This is a genomic window from Wolbachia endosymbiont of Rhagoletis cingulata, from assembly GCF_048537655.1.
Classification (GTDB): domain Bacteria; phylum Pseudomonadota; class Alphaproteobacteria; order Rickettsiales; family Anaplasmataceae; genus Wolbachia; species Wolbachia pipientis.
The window spans coordinates 472935-491942 of record NZ_CP175927.1 but is presented as its reverse complement, the minus strand read 5'-3'; the positions used below and the strand labels follow the sequence as shown (position 1 = coordinate 491942).

Annotated in this window: 15 protein-coding genes, 1 tRNA gene and 4 pseudogenes; 10 read left to right on the top strand and 10 right to left on the bottom strand. The window is 34.5% G+C overall.

Translation table 11 applies throughout. From position 1 onward, the window contains the following. The first annotated feature begins 96 nt into the window (after positions 1 to 96). Complete coding sequence (infA, locus tag ACJZL3_RS02325; protein WP_007550159.1) at positions 97 to 360, top strand: translation initiation factor IF-1; 264 nt, start codon at positions 97 to 99, stop codon at positions 358 to 360. Continuing rightward, positions 338 to 934, top strand: a complete 597-nt coding sequence (locus ACJZL3_RS02320; RefSeq protein ID WP_010082554.1) for a Maf family nucleotide pyrophosphatase — start codon at positions 338 to 340, stop codon at positions 932 to 934. The genes infA and ACJZL3_RS02320 overlap by 23 nt, the downstream gene beginning before the upstream one ends. On the opposite strand, the gene ACJZL3_RS02315 is transcribed toward ACJZL3_RS02320, so the two are convergent. The 3 genes from ACJZL3_RS02315 to ACJZL3_RS02305 all read right to left on the bottom strand — a co-directional run bounded on the left by ACJZL3_RS02315 (position 926) and on the right by ACJZL3_RS02305 (position 5294). Beyond that, positions 926 to 3604, bottom strand: coding sequence for a hypothetical protein (locus tag ACJZL3_RS02315; RefSeq protein WP_095742669.1), 2679 nt, complete (start codon positions 3602 to 3604; stop codon positions 926 to 928). The two genes, ACJZL3_RS02320 and ACJZL3_RS02315, sit on opposite strands and share 9 nt — an antisense overlap. A gap of 152 nt (positions 3605 to 3756) precedes the next feature. Continuing rightward, positions 3757 to 3915 (bottom strand): hypothetical protein, encoded by a 159-nt coding sequence (locus ACJZL3_RS02310; protein WP_419198894.1) that lies wholly within the window; start codon positions 3913 to 3915, stop codon positions 3757 to 3759. A gap of 35 nt (positions 3916 to 3950) precedes the next feature. Next, complete coding sequence (locus tag ACJZL3_RS02305; RefSeq protein ID WP_038198671.1) at positions 3951 to 5294, bottom strand: alanine:cation symporter family protein; 1344 nt, start codon at positions 5292 to 5294, stop codon at positions 3951 to 3953. Between the two features lie 375 nt (positions 5295 to 5669). On the opposite strand from ACJZL3_RS02305, the pseudogene ACJZL3_RS02300 reads away from it, so the two are divergent. Beyond that, positions 5670 to 6610, top strand: a pseudogene (locus tag ACJZL3_RS02300) (IS5 family transposase). A 333-nt stretch (positions 6611 to 6943) separates the two neighbouring features. Further along, positions 6944 to 7904: pseudogene (locus tag ACJZL3_RS02295) on the top strand (IS110 family transposase). Between the two features lie 156 nt (positions 7905 to 8060). Here the strand turns inward: ACJZL3_RS02295 and ACJZL3_RS02290 are convergent. Together ACJZL3_RS02290 and ACJZL3_RS02285 are read right to left on the bottom strand one after the other, a co-directional pair. After that, on the bottom strand, positions 8061 to 8564 hold the full coding sequence (locus tag ACJZL3_RS02290) for a protein-disulfide reductase DsbD domain-containing protein (RefSeq protein WP_015589109.1): 504 nt from the start codon (positions 8562 to 8564) through the stop codon (positions 8061 to 8063). A 304-nt stretch (positions 8565 to 8868) separates the two neighbouring features. Beyond that, positions 8869 to 9712 (bottom strand): annotated as a pseudogene (locus tag ACJZL3_RS02285) (IS5 family transposase). On the opposite strand from ACJZL3_RS02285, the gene ACJZL3_RS02280 reads away from it, so the two are divergent. Next, on the top strand, positions 9608 to 10036 hold the full coding sequence (locus tag ACJZL3_RS02280) for a WPE palindromic element domain-containing protein (RefSeq protein WP_244226859.1): 429 nt from the start codon (positions 9608 to 9610) through the stop codon (positions 10034 to 10036). The pseudogene ACJZL3_RS02285 and the gene ACJZL3_RS02280 sit on opposite strands and share 105 nt — an antisense overlap. On the opposite strand, the gene ACJZL3_RS02275 is transcribed toward ACJZL3_RS02280, so the two are convergent. Together ACJZL3_RS02275 and ACJZL3_RS02270 are read right to left on the bottom strand one after the other, a co-directional pair. Continuing rightward, positions 10028 to 11239: a hypothetical protein gene (locus ACJZL3_RS02275; protein ID WP_419198893.1), complete on the bottom strand. Its 1212-nt coding sequence runs from the start codon at positions 11237 to 11239 to the stop codon at positions 10028 to 10030. The genes ACJZL3_RS02280 and ACJZL3_RS02275 overlap by 9 nt on opposite strands. A gap of 57 nt (positions 11240 to 11296) precedes the next feature. Next, positions 11297 to 11626 (bottom strand): hypothetical protein, encoded by a 330-nt coding sequence (locus ACJZL3_RS02270; protein ID WP_419198892.1) that lies wholly within the window; start codon positions 11624 to 11626, stop codon positions 11297 to 11299. A 302-nt stretch (positions 11627 to 11928) separates the two neighbouring features. Between ACJZL3_RS02270 and ACJZL3_RS02265 the strand changes: the two genes are divergently transcribed. From ACJZL3_RS02265 to lpdA, 3 genes and pseudogenes are all read left to right on the top strand, one after another. Then, positions 11929 to 12761, top strand: a protein-coding gene (locus tag ACJZL3_RS02265) for an IS5-like element ISWpi1 family transposase (RefSeq protein ID WP_094189578.1) whose coding sequence is annotated in 2 segments (ribosomal slippage) — positions 11929 to 12298 and positions 12298 to 12761 — 834 coding nt in all. Because the reading frame shifts where the segments join, the coding sequence is not laid out codon by codon here. A gap of 484 nt (positions 12762 to 13245) precedes the next feature. Beyond that, positions 13246 to 14159, top strand: a pseudogene (locus ACJZL3_RS02260) (IS110 family transposase). Between the two features lie 75 nt (positions 14160 to 14234). Further along, on the top strand, positions 14235 to 15608 hold the full coding sequence (lpdA, locus tag ACJZL3_RS02255) for a dihydrolipoyl dehydrogenase (RefSeq protein ID WP_010962518.1): 1374 nt from the start codon (positions 14235 to 14237) through the stop codon (positions 15606 to 15608). Between the two features lie 5 nt (positions 15609 to 15613). On the opposite strand, the gene ACJZL3_RS02250 is transcribed toward lpdA, so the two are convergent. Beyond that, positions 15614 to 16006, bottom strand: coding sequence for a hypothetical protein (locus ACJZL3_RS02250; RefSeq protein WP_006279962.1), 393 nt, complete (start codon positions 16004 to 16006; stop codon positions 15614 to 15616). 69 nt (positions 16007 to 16075) lie between these two features. Here ACJZL3_RS02250 and murG point away from each other — a divergent pair, with 69 nt between their 5' ends. Further along, a complete protein-coding gene (gene murG, locus ACJZL3_RS02245) occupies positions 16076 to 17107 on the top strand; it encodes an undecaprenyldiphospho-muramoylpentapeptide beta-N-acetylglucosaminyltransferase (protein ID WP_419198891.1) in 1032 nt (343 codons plus the stop codon). Here murG and gshB read toward each other — a convergent pair. After that, complete coding sequence (gene gshB / locus ACJZL3_RS02240; protein WP_038198626.1) at positions 17092 to 18021, bottom strand: glutathione synthase; 930 nt, start codon at positions 18019 to 18021, stop codon at positions 17092 to 17094. The two genes, murG and gshB, sit on opposite strands and share 16 nt — an antisense overlap. A gap of 60 nt (positions 18022 to 18081) precedes the next feature. Next, positions 18082 to 18678, bottom strand: a complete 597-nt coding sequence (locus tag ACJZL3_RS02235) for a BON domain-containing protein (protein ID WP_010962515.1) — start codon at positions 18676 to 18678, stop codon at positions 18082 to 18084. Between the two features lie 140 nt (positions 18679 to 18818). On the opposite strand from ACJZL3_RS02235, the gene ACJZL3_RS02230 reads away from it, so the two are divergent. Beyond that, positions 18819 to 18900 (top strand) — tRNA-Leu (locus tag ACJZL3_RS02230). Positions 18901 to 19008: the final 108 nt, after the last annotated feature.

Below are 19008 nucleotides of genomic sequence, written 5' to 3'. Positions count from 1 at the left end.
GTTGCAACTTAAGTGGGGCGCAAAAGGTCTTTTGTGTTGATAATAATTTAAAATCTATAGTAGACTAAAAAAGATTATTAAATTATAATATAACATATGATAAAAGACGAGAAATCGAAAACAATTTTTGAAGTGGAAGGGGCAGTAACTGCTTTACTACCTGCAGCAGAATTTAGAGTGAAACTGGACAATGAACATGAGATTATCTGTCATGTATCAGGGAAAGTGAGAAGAAGTAAAATACGCATCATTATAGGGGATAGGGTGTTAGTTGAGATGAGCATTTACGATAGGAATGCGAGAAAGGGTAGGATCATTAGAAGGCTTAAAGGTACAAGTGACAGAACGATCTCTAAATAATCTTATTCTTGCTTCATCATCGAAAAGGCGTATAGCTTTACTAAAACAAATAAACATTGAGCCAGGTTTAATTTTGCCAGCAGATATAGATGAAGCCCCTTTAAAAAAGGAACTTCCGAAGGATTACTCAATCCGTATGGCAAAAAGTAAAGCTGAGAAAATACAAAGTTTAAATCCAAATTATTTTGTGCTTGGTGTTGATACAGTTGTTGCTTGTGGTAGAAGGATATTGCTCAAAGCTGAAAACGTTGAGCAAGCAGAAAAATGTATCCGCTTGTTATCAGGAAGAAGGCATAGAGTATACACCAGTGTATGTCTATTAACTCCCGATCAATCTAAACAACATATCAGGACTGTGGTTACAATAGTGAAATTTAAACGTCTCAGTGAACAAGAAATTAAGTATTATTTAGCATCAGAAGAGTGGAAAAATAGGGCGGGGGGATGCAATATACAAGGCCTAGCTGGAGTGTTCGTATTGTTCTTACGCGGCTCCTACTCTTCCGTTATAGGGTTACCATTACATGAAACCTATTGTTTGCTAAGCAATTATTTTAACTTCAATTTATATTGAAATACCTTTATTAGTATCTTTTTTTTGTTGTGACTCAGCAACCTGTTTAGCCCAATCTAGTGGTCTTTTATTTCTGTTAGCTAATGCAATTCTATTGCGATCATAACCATCAGTGTGTTCTGTTAAAGTATCTCCTCTTTCTTCTTCTATTACTCCAGCTTTCAGTTGTGCTTCATCTTTCTCTAGTAATTTATATAGTTCGCTATTTTTATCTACAGTTGGATTAGTGTCATTATTTTCTCGTTCTGCCACTGTTTTTTCTAACCACTTACGTATAGGGTCATATTGTTTACCTTCTCCTATCTTTTCTAAAATGTTTTCTGAGAATGAATCTTTAGGAATATTTTCTTTAGTAGCCTGTTGTGCCGGTTCTCTTAACCCTTTATCCGGGTTTCCCAATGCTCCTTTTAACTCACTCGTATCTCCGATTTCTTTTGGTTCAATGTTTTCTAAGCTCTTCTTTAACTGTTCAGGATTTACTTGAGATTGTTCATTATTGTCATGAGTTGGAGATGAATAGCCCGAATCGTTTGCTTTTATGTCTGTTGAGCTGTCTTTTAGCAACCCAACTTCTCTCAAGCGTTTTTTAGTTTCTTCGCTAATCTGACTCTGATCAGCTGATTTTAACCCGAGATTTTCTTGACCTAATGTATTTTTAAGTTCTTCAAATAGAGTTAGATTACTTTGTCTAATATGTTCTTCTAATTTCCTTCCTACCTGTTTTAAATCTGTTTGAGATTTACTATCACTATTAGTTGGAGATATATAGCCTGAATCACTTATACTATTTGGTGTTGAAGCAGAGACACTAATAGTTGGACCTTCCACTATTTTTACATCTGCTAAATCGTCTTTTTGCAATCCATCTTCTTTATCTTGTGACAGTTTATCAGTAGGATCAACTTGCCTTAATCCTCTATTATCCTGCTGTGATCTATCTCTGATTTCTTTAAGAAGATTTTCAGGTGGAGTTTGATCACTTTGTTCAATGTTCTCTAAGCTCTTCTTTAACTGTTCAGGATTTACTTGAGATTGTTCATTATTGTCATGAGTTGGAGATGAATAGCCCGAGTCACTTTTATTATTGAGTGCTGTAGCAGAGAGCGGCTGTTCACTTTCTTTCCACTTAGCATCACTAGCATCTTGGTTATCACTGTTATCTGGAGAAGATGAATAAGGAATTATGTCCTTTAATGTCTCTAACGGTGATGGGTTATTTTTTCTACTTCCTGCAATTGATGCTTTTCTATCATCAACATCAATGTGCCGTAAGTTGTTTTTCTTGAAATTTCTGATGTCTTGTAACAGATCGCCTTTGCTATTTCCTTCTTGTTGCTGGGTTTTAGGTTGTTGCTGATCATTAGGTGTTTGCTCACTTCTATCTGGTTTTTGGCTTCCAGGTACAGCATGTCCAAATGTAGGATTGTCATACCGTTCATCTTCTTGCCTATTATCTTGATTGTGGCTTACAGACTTGGTGAAAGTAGAACTATCTGAAGAATCAGAAGTTGCACCTTTTTGCTGATTATTAGGTGTTTGCTCATTTTCGCGCAAGTCATCTGGTTTTTGGCTTCCAGATTTGGCTCCCCCTTGCTCATCGAAAACACCTTTTTTAGGTGGTAGTGAACTAGTTCTAGGTGGAAGTGGCGGAGGAGTTTTTTTGTTCTGAGGATTCTCCTCAAAAAGCGATTGTAGGTTATAAACTTGACCTCCCGAATTTGCTTCTCGTGCTGCTTGTCTAAGCTCACGCTTTTCTTTAGCCTCCTGAGAATTAATTTTATCGTCAAAATCTTTTCCAATTCCGCTATCGTAAGACTGCCTTCTGCTGTTAGATTGTAGTCCAAAATGTGAATGGTGGTCTTCTTTTTTTTGAGTTATATCAGTAGCTTGAACGCTAACACCTCTATTAACATCAATTCTTGTTGTAGTTTCAGATGATAGCTCGTTACTGTCTTTATTATGTTGCATCTCATTCGCTTTTCCTTGTCCTTTCTCCCTGAATTGTATTTCATGCAAGAATAAACCACCTATTTTTACATCTCTGTTTACTTCTAACCGTTCTAGAGAAAAATCATCACCTTTAACAAGGTCTACACCGTTAGCATCAATCTTAATTTTGATCTTACATTCCTTCCCCTCCGCATACCACTTTAAAGTCATTTCATATGAACCATCAGTTACGACATAATGTCTTATTTTTTTCCCTTCTTCCTCGGCAACAAAACCATGCATTCCGCTCTTTCCATCACTATGCAATGTTGAAAATCCCGAGATTTCATTCTTCTCACAAAAATCACTGTTTAAAAATTCGCTGATTTTAAACTCTTTTTTGTTATTTCCCAGCGTAATACTTGCGTGATTACCGTATATTGAAACTCCTGCAACATCATCAACATACTCTTTCAACCTTTCTTTAACTTCACTTTCAAGGTCTTGTCCAGCTTTCTTTGTCTTGTCGCATTTCTGAAGAATAACTCCATATGCTTTATCTTTGTTTTCTTCTTCGTCCCAATTCCAGTTGGCGTGTTTTGTTAAAAACTTTACTGTGTTAAAATCAACTCTAGCATTATAAATTGGGTCGTCTTCCTTTTTTATTTTATCAAATAAAGGAAAAATTTCTTGAATGCGCTCATTATAAATGTGTTCTTGTTGTGTATCGTTAGTGCCCATATATCCCTCACTAATAACCCTCTGCCTTTAGTTCTAGCTAATACTAGCTAATATAATTATCACAAGCATTGGTTGAATTTTTATTAAGGAAGGTTGTGTTACTAATGTGATGACACAAGCTATTTTATGGTAACATCAAACGATTTAAGTTGTCATTCCAGTCTGGAATCCAGCCTTTCACGCACCCCATCAAAAATGTTGTGTTTTAACATAAGATTAGCTACTTTTATGCTCACTAACTTAGTGCCAATCAAGATTCCTGGATCCCAGTGTCTGTGCACTGGGATGACATCCTTCTTGGCGGAAATCACTCTTATATCACAACAGCTGCATAGCCTAAATTGCTTTAGCTATAGCTCTGTTTTTGCAACTTCAAATATCTGCTACTCATAGTAAACACTTCTGGATCTTGAGAGGTTAGCTTGAGTATAGCGAGTATGTTGATAAACAACAAAGCAGCAATCGAGATATCAGCAACATCCCATAGCAACCGGACTTTACCTATCGCACCAAGCGGAATGATCATGGTAAAAATTACAATCCAGATTTTAGTGTATTTATTATCCATAGACACATAGCGTATTGTCTGTTTTGAGCAAAAAAACCAAGTAAAAATAGTAGTAAAGGCAAAACAAAACATTATGGCCATAATTAAATAGTCAATATAGGGCCAATTCATAGCTTTTCTAAAAGCAAATATGCACATGTTAGTACTCTCTAAATCAGTGACCCAAGAATCTGTGACAAGCAGTACCATTGTTGTAATAAACACTATGAATGCAACTATAAAAGGCGATATTATTGTGATTAGGCTCTGTTCAATAATAAATTTATTATTATTTTTCTTAGGAACAATTGAAGAATGTACGATTCCTTCGAGGCCAAGCCCTATATCTGTTGCAAAAATACCTCGCAAAGTTCCAACTTGAATAATAGTCAACATTTCTAAAATCAAACCTAGAGATAAACCAGAGTTAAAGCTACTAGTTGTAAAAAAACTGCTTGTTATTAGTTTTAGAGAAGGAAGAATATTTTCACTAAATTTAAATAATATGATACCGCAAAGTGTGAGGTAACTTACCGTCATTATCGGTATCATAGCCGATATAAAAATTTTAATTTTTTTTAAGCTGAGAGCTGCAACAACAAAAAATATTATGGCCATTACAATGCCACCAACAACTACAGGCACATCTATCATATTAAGTGGTATTGATAGAGAATTTACCTGAACAAGGTTACCAACTGTTATTGAAACCATCATCATGATAACTAGAAAGACAATTGTGGCCTTCCTAGAGTTAAACGCATCAGTCATGTAGGCTACAGGGCCACCTATAAACCGTTCGTTCTTTTCCTTTCTGGTTTTTATACTTAGATAACAAGTGACATATTTTATCACAGAAGTGATAACAATAATTATTGCCATCCATAAAATAGAGCCCGGTCCTCCGGTTTTTAGAGCAACAGCAGTTCCTGAAATATTTCCTACTCCTAAATTTCCCCCTAAAATTGTAAACAGAGCGGCTATAGAAGAAAATTTATTTTCTCCTTTTTTAGCTCCAAGGAGTGAAAGGGCGTATGGTAATCTAAATACCTGTAGCCATTTTAGTTTAATCGATAGGTAAACACCAGCAACTAGCATGAGTAATATTGTTGGCAGTAATAAAACAAACTTTACTGTATCCATCTGTAAAAGTGAGATTTTTATTTGAGTATACAACAAAAATTGAAAATACCTAACCTATTTTCTATGTATGACTTCGTTTCCGTCATTCTAGAAACCTTTTCTTGTCATCCAAGTAGCGTGACACATAACTGTACGAACATTGTAATATGGTACAATGTTAAGACGATGTCATTCCAGTGCTTGACACTGGAATCCAGCTTTTAATGCAACCCCTCACCAAAAATATTGTGTTTTAACATAAGGTTAGCTACTTTTATACTCACCAACTTAGTGTCCAATCTGGATCCCAGTGAGCTTTGTTGCATAGCAGCAGAAAAATTAGTGATTACTGACAAAATTCATTATAAATAGCGATTTAACTGTTGAAGAAAAAATATGCCACAAAAAATGAGGGTCAGTAACCATAGCGAATATAACAAATTTCTAGAAAAAAGAGGAAATATTTTTCATTATATCAACGAAGCCATAGAAAAGTGGTACGAGAATGGTCCAAAAATACCAGGTGGCAACAATATTTATAGCGATAAAGTTGTAATTTTGGTGCACATAATAACTTGTTTATTTAGAATAGGCCTGAGGCAAACAGTTGGGTTTATAGCAGGATACCTTGAGCAAATTGGGAAAAATTTGCAAGTTATCAGCTATTCACAATCATCAAGAAGGTTTAAGAAACTCAATATTAAGATCAATGATTGCAGAAAATAATATGGAAGATATCGAAATTGCTATAGACAGTACAGGAATTAGTATATACAACAACACTCCTGGTCATAGCAAAGAAAATAGCGAAGATAGAAAGTATCGCAGCTATGAACAGACAAGAAAATTGCATGTAATGTTGAATACAAACAGCAAAAAAGCCATAGCTGTAAAATACAGTAACGGCTGATCACTATGGAGCTTGTGATTTGCTAAAAGAAGTCGATTTTCAGTATGTCATAAAAGTACTATATGCAGATAGGGCATATGACAGAGAAAAGCTCTATAAGCTGTGTAATCAATATGGTATAAAAACGAAAATTCCTCCGAAAAACAACGCAACAGAGCATCCAAAGTTAGACTATATGGCTGAGAGAAATTCTGCAGTCAAGCTCATAAAGTCATATGATGAAGATGGTATAAAGAAGTGGAAAAAAGAGATGAGTTATGGAAAAAGATCTTATATAGAAGGTTTTTTCTCGCGATTAAAAAAGACATTTGGATTTAGTTTTAGGAACAAATCTGAAATGAATCGTGAGAGGGAACTGCTACTCAAATGTTATTTGCTTAACAAATTTACTGAAATAGGCATGGCTAAATTTGAGATAGCTTCATAAATTTATTGTGCGTTACCTACTATCCGAAGAGCGATGCAACAAAGCCATCCCAGTGTCTGGGCACTGGGATGACATCTTTTTTCTTGGTACAAATTACTCTTATATCTCAATGTTCGTACAGTTAGTGCGTGACACTTGTATCTTTATGATGTGAGGCATTAGAGCTAAAATACCTCACAGGGAGGGTGAAGCTGATGCGACACTAATGCCATTAAGCCAGATTTTGCTTCCCTCCCATAGAGTTAAAGACTGAACAGTATCTTTTGGAATTATATCCCGTATTACAAGGTTAGTCTAAACTCTCAGTTTATTTATAGTCTTGGAGGCAATTTTATGCAAGTAAATGCTATTTTGGGTGTGGATATTTCAAAAAAGAAATTTGATGTTTGTTTGTTAGTGGACAGTAAAAAACGACACAAAGTCTTTCAAAATAATCAAGATGGTTTTGCAAAACTTGTAGTTTGGTGCAATGGCCATGGAGCAAATCTTACTCATTTATGTCTTGAAGCAACTAGTTGGTATGGAGAAGATTTGGCTACTTTTATGCACGATTTAGGACATAATGTCAGTATAGTAAACCCAGAAAGCTTTTGGCAAAAGTGAGCTGCTCAGAAATAAGACAGATAAATCAGATGCAGCTATGATAGCTAGATTTTGTATCGCCAACAAACCTGCTCTTTGGAAGCCCATTGCACCTGAAATGAGGCATTTGAGGGAGCTTTACCGTTGCATGCAATCGCTAAAAGATGATAAGGTGCAACAGACAAATCGCTTGGAAAACAAAAATATGCATTCCAGTTGCAAAGAAGCTATATCTAAAGTAATTTTGGCAATAGAGGAGCAAATTATTGTTCTCGAAAAAGAAATTAATGAGCATATAAATAACTATCCACATCTAAAAAATATGGTGGAAAACCTTAAGACTATAAAAGGTATAGGATATCTTACTGCTGTTGCTGTTGTCGCAGAAATGCCATCAGTTGATAACTTTGACAATGCTAAACAATTTACAGCTTTTGCTGGTCTAAATCCAGGACATTATCAATCGGGATCGTCAGTAAGTAAGAGAAGTTGCATATGCAAAATAGGATCTGAGCGTATTCGAAAAGCTCTTTATATGCCAGCTATAGTAGTCAAAAACCATAATAATCATTTTCAAAAGTTTTGTCAGCGTCTAGCAAGTAAAGGCAAATGTCCAAAAGTCATAGTTCTTGCGTTAATGCGAAAATTAATGCATGTCTTTTTTGGTATTCTTAAAAATAATCAACCATTTAATTGTAATTTTGTTGGATAATTTGTTTGACAGCAGAAACAGTATCTGGGATCTAAATTTTTTATGCGAAACCATTATGTTTATATACTTGTAGGCCCAAGTTCCTCACATAGTGAACAAAAAAGTAAATGAGATTCCAGTGTCACGCGCTGGAATGACACCTACCCCATGAGAACTCTATTTTTCATACCACTCATTTATAAGTTTATTGATATCAGAATCTATAAAATCCTTTAATGGTTGCCTGATTTTTATCTCAACATTTTTAGGGATGCACCTATCTTTACATATCGCATAATTTATATGGAAGTTAAGGTCAATATACCCTTGATTTAAAAATATATTCATCTTAAAGGGAAATAATACCATATCCTCATATACGTTACTTACAAACGTCTCTCTCCCTACTTTATCTTTATGTTCCTTTGGAATAGGCCAGTGAATATTTATATCTGATGCATTACCTTTGTAACTAATAGACGTGGGAAGGCCAAAATCTCCAGGATCTTTATAATATATGTGCCAGCCTGGTTCTACTGTAACCTTTATTGCACCTTTAAGAGTGAAGCTTGCTTCATTTATCTCGCCAATAAGTAAATCAAATTTTGCAATTTCCTCGTCAGCATATAGTTGAGCGCAAGAAAAAAATAAAAATAATATTAAATATATATATATTTTCATTAAGGTAAATTTCTCCTTTTATAGAGAAAGTAATTTAGATTTTAATTATTATATTTAATAGTATTATATAGATTATTTATTAATATAGCATTATGCTATAGCTAAACTGACTTACGACAATCTGAAAAACGACAAATTCGTCATTCCGCTACTTGTTAGCGGAATCTATGCCGAGATACCGCGAATGAATCCACAACTGTACGAACATTGTGATTTTGGCCCATAAGGAGGTTGTCATCCCAGTGCTTGACACTGGGATGGCTTTGTTGCATCACACTTTATGAGATGGTGATTTATGGTAAATTCATGTAACTATCTCAAATTTAGCCATACCAATATCAGTGAATTTATTAAGCAAATAGCATTTAGTTCTTTTTCTCGATTTATCTCAGATTTATTCCTAAAACTAAATCCGAATATTTGCTTTAATCTTGAGAAAAACCCTTCAATATAAGATCTTTTCCCATAATTTACTTCTTTTTTCCATTCTTTCATGCCATCTTCACCGTATAATTTTATTAACCTAATAGCAGCATTCCTGTCAGACATATAATCTATTTCTGGATGTTCTGCCGCATTGTTTATTGGTGGAATTTTTGTCTTTATATCATATTCGTTACACAACTTATAAAACTTGTGCCTATCACATGCTCTATCTGCATATAGTGCTTTTATGGCATGCTGAAAATCAACTTCTTTTAGCAAATCACAAGCTCCATAGTGATCAGCCGTTACTGTATTTTACAGCTATGGCTTTTTTGTTGTTTATATTCAACATTACGTGCAATTTTCTCGTTTGCTCATAGCCACGATATTTTCTGTCAGTGCTATTTTCCTTCAGGAGTGTTGTTGTATATACTAATTCCTGTACTGTCTATAGCAATTTCGATATCTTCCATATTATTTTCTGCAATCATTTATCTTAATATTAAGTTTCTTTTGATGCTTGTGAATAGCTGCAAATCTCTTCCTATTTGTTGCAAATACCCTTTTATAAACCCGACTGTTTGTCTTAAACCAATTCTAAAGAAACTGACGATTATATGCACCAAAATCACAACTTTATCACTATAAATATAGTTGCCGCCCTGCATTTTTGGACAATTCTCGTACCAATTTTCTATGGCGTCATTGATATAACAAAAAATGCTTCCTCTTTCTTGGAGAAATTTGTTATATTCATGGCAGTTACTGACTCTCATTTTTTGTGGCATATTTTTTCTTCAACAGTTAAATGGCTATTTATAATGAATTTTGTCAGTAACTGCCAGTTCTTTTCACTTGAGCGATGCAACAAAGCCCACTGGGATCCAGAAAATTTGATTGTGTACTATACAACATTTTCGATTAAAAGCTGGATTCCAGTGTCAAGCACTGGAATGACATCACAGGGGCACTGGAATTTTTGTTTCAATATTTGTACATTAGCCATGCATCTGAACAGATACTGTAAATTAGCTATATTACATTAGCCCATCAGATGAGTTGTAATGGTTATAATTGTCTGATAAGTGATCTCTAACATCGTGACCTAACTCATTGGCATCAGGCTTAACTTCGTGATCTAACTCATTAGCATCGAGCTTAAACAAAGAAGGATTATCATCAGATTGTTGATTAGACTCTTTCTCTTTCGACCCAAATAACCATGAAAAGAGTGATGAGATAGAATCAATAATGGATTTAATTGTTGAAAAAATATTGGATAAGAAATTACTGGGTTGCTGAGTATCCTCTTCGGCTGATTCTGGTTCAGGCTCTTTTCCTGCTGTGTCATCCACATCTTCTTCAGGTTTACTTCTGCTTATAAGTGTCTTATCTAACCATTTGAATATATTCTTGTCTAGATTATGAAAATACATTTGACTTATCTCCTTATTTTCATCAACGTAAATCACTAAAGTTGTATTCTCATTCCCCAATCCATCACATTCACTAACGAGCGATTCATGAGAGTTCTTAATGTCTTTGATAAATTGAAGTTTTTCTTCTTCTGCTGAAAGATAATCTCTGTGTTCTGCTCTATAAGTGGTGCCTTTGTATTTAAAACTAAACATTGATTCACGATCTTCATATTCATCTAGTCCAGAATTCTTGACACGTTGTATAATTTGAAATTTCTCTTCTTCTGAAAGGTCCTTGAGGTATATACTACCAGTTGTATCTTTATATTTAAATTTAAACATCCATCCATGGTCTTCATATTCATCTAGTCCAGAACTCTTGACACGTTGTATAATTTGAAATTTCTCTTCTTCTGAAAGGTTTAGGCGGTATACACTACCAGTTGTACCTATGTATTTAAAAATAAAACTCCATCCATCGTATTTATATTCATCTACACCCATCTGCTTGCAAATAGCTTTATAATTTTTTTCTTCTACTTCTCGTCCAACAACATTTGCTATGAGTTCAGTATCCAGAATACTCAAAGTTTGGACTGTTGCCGATGGTGAAAAACACAATTGAAATATGTGGCCTAGCTCATGACCTAGAACAAAATCCATGGCACTTTGCTTATATGTCAGAATATTCTGACAATCTGTTACTCCTCGTGTAATATATCCTGGACCACCATCTTCATCTAAGCCGAGAAGATTGTTATACTTTGTATAATCGCTTCTATTATTAAAAATGTGAACCGTTATATTGTAACTTGCATTACTATTTTTCAAGCAAAACTTTTCTTTAAATGCTTCATAGGCAGTTTTAATGTCTGTTTCTATTTGGTTTTATTCCTGCTCAGATAAGTTGTCGTATTTTATAGTACAATTTATATACCCGTATTTAACGGTAAAGCTGTTAGACAAAACATCATGTATATTTGTGGAAAAATAATTGAACTGCTTTGACTCAGCTTCCTTATACAATTGATGCCCATATTTATCCCTAGAATACTTTGGTAGTTTAGGTACTTTGGCAATTAAGTTTTTGTTACTATCAAAAAAAGAAATATCAGAATTACCAATCCTAAAATCCTTTATAGATTGCCCGCAAGTGCCATCATTTGCACAATCATGATTATCTTTCTTATTAAACCATGCGTTGGTGTATTTTTCCATTTTGATACCTCACTACCAAACCTTACTATATTATTATCTTGGTAAAAATCATAATAATTCGTTAACTTGTATTTTAAATCTGTATCAAATGTGCTTTTCTCGTAAGGTATCAATTGTGAAGTAATTAACTTTATTTGTTTAAAATTTTGCTAAAATAGCTCTTTTTATACTATGTTTTATATAGCTAAACTGACTTAGATTTACTGACAATTTGAAAAACAAAAATTCGTCATTCCGCTACTAGAGGTTGTCCGGAAACAAGTAAAAGGCTATAATATCTGAAATTTTAGTACGGGGTAAAGATGAGAAAAAAGTATCCAACAGATCTAAGCGAAAGGGAATGGGCAAGAATAGAAAAACACTTCAGAGTATCATACAAGAAAGGAGGAAGGCCGCCAAAGTATAGCAAAAGAGAAATATTAGAAGCAATTTTCTATGTATTGCGTACAGGGTGTCAATGGCGGTATTTACCAAATGATTTTCCGCTATGGAAGACTGTGTATGAGCAGTTCAGGCAATGGAAGAAGCAGGGAATTTTTGAGAAAATGAATTATGAAATTACAAAATATAGTAGAAGAAAAATAGGAAGGAATGAGCAGCCGAGTGCCTGTATAGTAGATAGTCAATCTGTAAAGACTACAGAAAAGGGGGGATCAAAGGCTATGATGGAAGTAAAAAAGTAAAGGGTAGAAAAAGGCATATAATTACAGACACTCAGGGTTTTATACTAGGTTGTTACGTAGGCGCTGCTAACGAAAATGATAGAGATGGTATTAAAATAGCATTAAACAATATGAGAACAAAATATACTAAAGTTAAAAAAATGTGGGCTGACATGGGATACCAAGGAAGAAATTTAAAGAATCACATAAAGGAAGAATATGACATAGATATTGAAATTGTTAAAAGGCCTCCATGTAGATTTTGGGTGCACAAAGATACGCCACCTGAGCTACTACCAACAAGAGAACAAGGGTTTAAAGTACAGCCAAGAAGATGGGTTGTAGAAAGGACTTTTGCTTGGGTTAATAGGAATAGAAGGCTATCGAAGGAGTATGATTTACTCACAACATCCACTGAGAATTTCATATACCTAGCTATGAGTAGGGTTATGTTAAAGAGGGAATATGCTTGAATTTACTAGTTTCCGGACAACCTCCTATAGTATTTTCTAAAACGAATGATAAACGTCTAAAATGGTATTACCAACTAAAAGGTGTAAGTTTGTACATTGATGCATTAGAGGTCTGAGGCGACTTTTGATGGTGTGCCAACAATGCTCTATCGGATTTAGATCTTACTATTACCCACAAATATAAATGTTTGTTGCATAGCTCTTAATGGCATAACTTTTGCTTGAAATAACTGTTTATATGGTGCAATTTACAGCTTTTAGTTGCTAAAATTATAACTCTTAGTTTAATAATTTTAATCTAATAAGCTTTCAGGTTAATAAAATTAAATTATTTGAGTAAATACAATACTATGTTTTTATTTGTGGGTAATAGTAAGGCTTAAAGCAAAATGTAGTACGAACGGTAGGTGGATCTAAAAGATCGAATTACAATCCTGTATACAGCATTTTGCATTATTGTTTGATTATATTTATAGGTACAAAAATGGCTAGAATAATTTTCATGGGAGTAGATGTTTCCAAGGAAGCATTGGACATCTCAATTAATGGCAAGCATAAGCGCATAGCAAACGTGAGTGATGCTATATCTAAGTTTATAGAAACAAATATAGTCGATTTACCCATCAAGTTATGTGTAAGCTGGTGGCTATGAAAAGCTCATTATAAAATTGTTGCAAGATAACTGTCCATAAAGCTCACCCGAATCGGGTATATGCATTTGCCAAAGCTTGCAATCATTTTGCAAAAACTGACAAGTTAGATGCTAAATTACTGGAAAAATACGCTGAATTTGTCAGTAAAGACGGTGAAGTAAAAGGATGTATAATTTCACAAAAGCAAGAGGAATTAAAGGAGCTGGGGGCAGTTGAGCGTAATTTAAATGATGCAATTCATGCAAACAAGTGTCGCCTGCAAAGTGCGACGGGAAAAGCTAGAGAATACATAGAAAGACAGATAGGGTTTGCTGAAAAACAATTGAAAGAAATTAGGCAAGACATAGAAGACGCAATAGCTGAATTGAAAGGAAAAAATGAGCTTTTAATCAGCTATAAAGGTATTGGATCAAAGACGGCGAGCGTTCTACTGACAGAGGTGCCTGAGCTTGGTAGATTAGAGAATAGAGAAATTGCATGCTTAGTTGGAGTTGCACCTAAAACTAGTGAAAGTGGAAGAAAAGTTGGCAAAGCTCAAATCAAAGGAGGCAGGTTTTATGCAAGGAAAGCACTATACATGTCAGCTCTTGTTGCTATGCGCCACAACAGAAAAATGAAAGCGTTTTATCAGCGTTTGGTTGATTCTGGCAAAGCTGCTAAGGTTGCATTAGTTGCTGTCATGAGAAAAATTATCGTTTGTTTAAATGCCATGATAAAAAATAACAACTTTTATCTTGACTCTTAAGACGGTAGATGACAGACCATTGATTGTATGGGTTCCATCTGTTATATATAATCTTTTTGAATACGAAGAAAACTGATGAATGAGTATGATATTACGGTTATAGGTAGCGGTCCTGGTGGTTATATAGCGGCAATTAGGGCGGCACAGCTTGGGTTTAAAACTGCAATTGTGGAAAAAGAAAAAAATTTAGGCGGTATATGCTTAAATTGGGGATGTATACCAACAAAATCACTGCTTAGAGCATCTGAGGTTTATAGGCTAATAAAAAGATCAAAAGAGTTTGGTATAGAAGTAAAGGGAGCGAATTTTGATATACAATCAATAGTGAAATACTCAAGAAACGTTGTTGATAAATTGTCAAGCGGTGTTGCATATTTGATGAAAAAAAATAATATCAAAGTTCATCAAGGTTTTGGTAAACTTGCAGGCAATGGTACTATAAAAGTCGTTAGCGATAAGGAAGAACAAGAAATTGTTTCCAAGCATATCATTTTAGCAACAGGCGTGAGGGCACGGAATCTGCCTGGAATAGAGGCAGATGGAGATTTAATATGGAATGCGCAGCACGCTATGACTCCAGAGAGATTACCAAAATCGCTACTAATTATAGGGTCTGGTGCAATTGGAATAGAATTTGCAAGTTTTTATAGTACTTTGGGGGTTGATGTAACAATCATAGAGATAAAGAGCACTATTTTGCCGCTGGAGGATAAGGACATTTCAGATTTAGCACAAGAAATATTCACAAAACAGGGGATAAAAATATATACAAACAGTAGCGTAAAAGCTCTTACTAAAAGTAAAGACTCTGCTCAAGTGCTACTAAGTAGTGGTGAGAGCAAAGAATTTGAGAGGGTGATTGTTGCGGTTGGAATTCAAGCAAATATTGAAAATATAGGTTTAGAAAATACAAAAATTAAATTAAGCCCTTCTGGCTTTATTGAAACGAATGAATGGTATGAAACTAGTGAATCAAATGTGTATGCAATAGGTGATGTAGCTGGCCCACCATGTTTAGCACATAAAGCGAGCCATGAAGCCGTGATCTGCATTGAAAAGATTGCTGGTAAAAATGCTCATGCGTTAAAAAAAGAATGCATACCAAATTGCACTTATTCTCATCCACAAATAGCGAGCATCGGCCTTACTGAGGAACAGGCAATAAAAGGTGGGTATGATATAAAAATAGGAAAATTTCACTCTAACTTTAATGGTAAATCTGTTGCACTCAGTGAAACTGAAGGGTTAGTGAAAACGATTATAGATAAAAAAACCGGAGAAATTCTGGGTAGCCACATGATAGGTGCAGAAGTAACGGAGTTAATTAGCAATTTTGCTCTTGCAAAGCAACTAGAAGGAACAGACTTCGACATAAAATCTACGATTTTTCCTCATCCAACCATTTCAGAGATGATACATGAATCAGTGCTTGCTGCAGATGTTAAATAGTTGAACTAACGTTCCATCGTTTTAGAGTTGTCAATGTCTTGAGTAGTAGTTTGATTAGGCACTTTAGTTTCAATAGATTGATTACCACCAGCATCAGAATTCTGTAACTCTTCTTTCAATCCCTTAGCTGCTTCTTTAACTTCAAGCTTTGCCTTTGGATGAAGATCTTCTGGGCCTTTTCCTTTAGTATCCAAACCTTGTTGTAGATTAGTGCTTTTCATTTTATTATGCTGCTCGTGCTCAGGTAGGTCAACGACCGAATTGAAAAGAATTTTTATTATATTTTTTAGCAGTTCTAAAAAACCTCCGCTTCTGCCTTCTCTTTGTTCTTGAGGTTTATTTTTCTCATTAGGTTCTTTTTTACTATTACTTTTAGGCATTTTTAACTCAACTATCATAACGCTTAATAAAATTCTACGTGCAAATTGTTAAATAACAGTTAACAATCTAGGATTTATTATTTACAGATGGATATTATTTTAGCAACAGGTGGCACAGGTGGGCATATCTTTCCGGCCATAGCTTTAGCAAAAGCACTAAAGACACAAGGATACAATTGCATATTATTCACTGATAAAAAAACAAATAAAAATACCGACATAGAAAGCTACACCTTACCATTACGTAGACCAAGCAGCAACAAATTTAAGTTTTTCCTTTTCTTGATATACAGCTCTATGTTAGCACTGTATCAAGTAAGAAAATTAAAACCAAAATCGGTCATTGGTTTTGGTAGCTATGCTTCTTTTCCAACTCTTCTTGCAGCAAGAGTTCTTTCTATACCTATAATTTTACATGAACAAAACACAGTTTTAGGGAGAGTAAATAGATTCTTTTTCAAGAGTGCAAAATTAATTGCAACCAGCTTTCCGGAGACTAAATATGCAGAGGGCAATAAATGTATTTTTACAGGAAATTTTGTTGATATAAAAGCACAGAGCCATTCTAGCACTGAGAAAGTCCTAAATATATTGGTCATAGCAGGCAGCCAAGGTGCAAATTTTTTTGATGATGTAGTAAGCAGCGTAATTTGTGATTTACCTATTAAAATGAAAAAGAAAATTAGAGTGACGCAGCAATGTACGAAGAAAAATGTAAACAAGGTCAAAAGTCTATACAAAAGTGAAAAGATCGATTGTGAATTGAGTGAATTTTTTGATGATATGGAGAATAGACTGGCCAATGCTCACTTGGTAATTAGCAGAGCAGGAGCAACTTCAATAGCAGAGATCACTCTTGCTAGGCGTTCTGCTATATATATTCCTTACCCTTACTCAAAAGATAATCACCAATTTTATAACGCAAAATATATTGAAGACTCGAGAGCAGCTATAATAGTTAAGCAGAATAGTGAAGCAAAAAAAAATCTAACAGAGGTACTATTTGATCTATTAAATAATTCTCAAAAATTGCGTGATATGACCAATAGTACAGAAAAAACAGGGATAAAGAATGGGACTACTGAGTTTGTTAAGGTGATTGTTCACAGGTTTAGTTGATGGCTGCTTGCTTTTTCTTCAAACACGTCCCAAAGATCCTTTTCTAGCGATATATTATACAATTTATTGATATAAACTACTCCCGTGGGTGAAGTTGTGTTAATTTCGAGCAGGAAGTCATCTATAATATCAATACCAACAAATATTAGCCCTCTTTTCTTTAATTCAGGACCAATTTTGTTACATATTTCATTGTTTCTATCGTTCATTTGAGCGGGCTCAAAACTTGCTCCAAGTCGCATGTTTGTTCTGATCTCTCCACTGATTTTTGGAATTCGTTTCATTACACCAATTGGTTGGCCATAAAGTAGCAATATTCTTTTATCTTTATCTATGTTTTTACAAAATGATTGTGCAATCACAGGGCATTCGTATTTTGCTATCATGAGATCCACTACTACTTGAATACTATTCTCATCTTGTATTCTTATCACATCGTTTCCTCCATAACTATACAATGGCTTCAGAATAATATCTTGATAGTTGTAGTAGAAATCTCTAATCATTGATATATTTTCAGTAATCAAAGTTGGCGGAATTAGTTCTGGAAATAATGAAGTTATCAATTTTTCAGGACAATTTCTTATTTCTGTTGGATTGTTAATTACCAATGCGCTAGTTTTTTCTAAGATATATGTTGTTGTAATGTAACGCATATCAAAAGGTGGATCCTGTCTGATAAATATGATGTTCATTTCATTCAAGTTGATAGCTACATCTTTTTTGGAGATAAAACTAAAATCATCAACGCTGACTTTCTGAGCAAAAGCAATTGGATAGTTTAGCTTTAGTGCTAAATTATCAGGAGTATAAACAAAAATTTCATACCCCCTCCTTTGTGCTTCTTTTATTAGCGCAAATGTAGTATCAGTTTCAAAATTTATATTTTCATCCATCTGAAAGGCAATTTTCATTTATGTTCTCTACCTATTGTCACAACTGTACAAATGTTATAATTTGAAAGCGATTTTTGCCTAATGGCGTAACTTACTGTACCTGTATCGTACATAACTTACAACTTGTTTTACTCCCTTTACTTTTCTTGCAATTGCTATTACAGCTTTTAATTCCGCTTTATTTTGGGCTATACCCATCAAATAAACAACTCTATCAACCGTATTAACGCTATAATTAATTGACTTAATATTTCTTTTTCCCAGGAGTCTTGTTCTTATTTCCGCTGTTATCATGCCATCTACAGTGGTGTCTAGCATGGAAGCCATTTGAATTGGTATTACTCTTATTTCATTTATCACTTCTTTAATTTCTTTTTGCTGCCAAGCTATTTTTTCTGCTGTAAGTTGTTTTTCAGGAGTGTCAACACTTCCAATGAGCAATACTCTTCCTTCACTTACTTTAACCTTTATGGATGAAAATAGCCCATGTTTTAAGAGCCCCTTATTAATTCTGATGACCATAGTCGTATCATCAATGATATTTCCCAAGGATTTGTCCTGCATTGTTATTGCTGTTGCTGCCGCTGTAGCCACCACACCACCTATTATAAGGGTTGTGCAACCACTTTGTGTAATCAAAAAAATTGCGAGTAAGAAGCTTGTTATTAATCTCATTATTGATTTTCAGGGTTTAGAGCTTTCATTAAGAAATGTTAATAAGCTTTTTTGATTGTGTAAATACCATAAATTAAGTAAGACTTTAAACCTTGAATATTTTTAATGGAATACCTATAATAGGGTACTAAAAATTTCTTGCGGATATGGCGGAATTGGTAGACGTGCCAGGTTTAGGTCCTGGTGAGCTTGCTCGTGGGGGTTCAAGTCCCTCTATCCGCACTTTAAAGTCATGTAACTTAGGTTTTAAGGGAAAATTTATAATCACTAAATACACTTTTGTTTGTGTAAAAACCTGTTCTTAAGGATTGTGTTTAACTTAAATTCTGG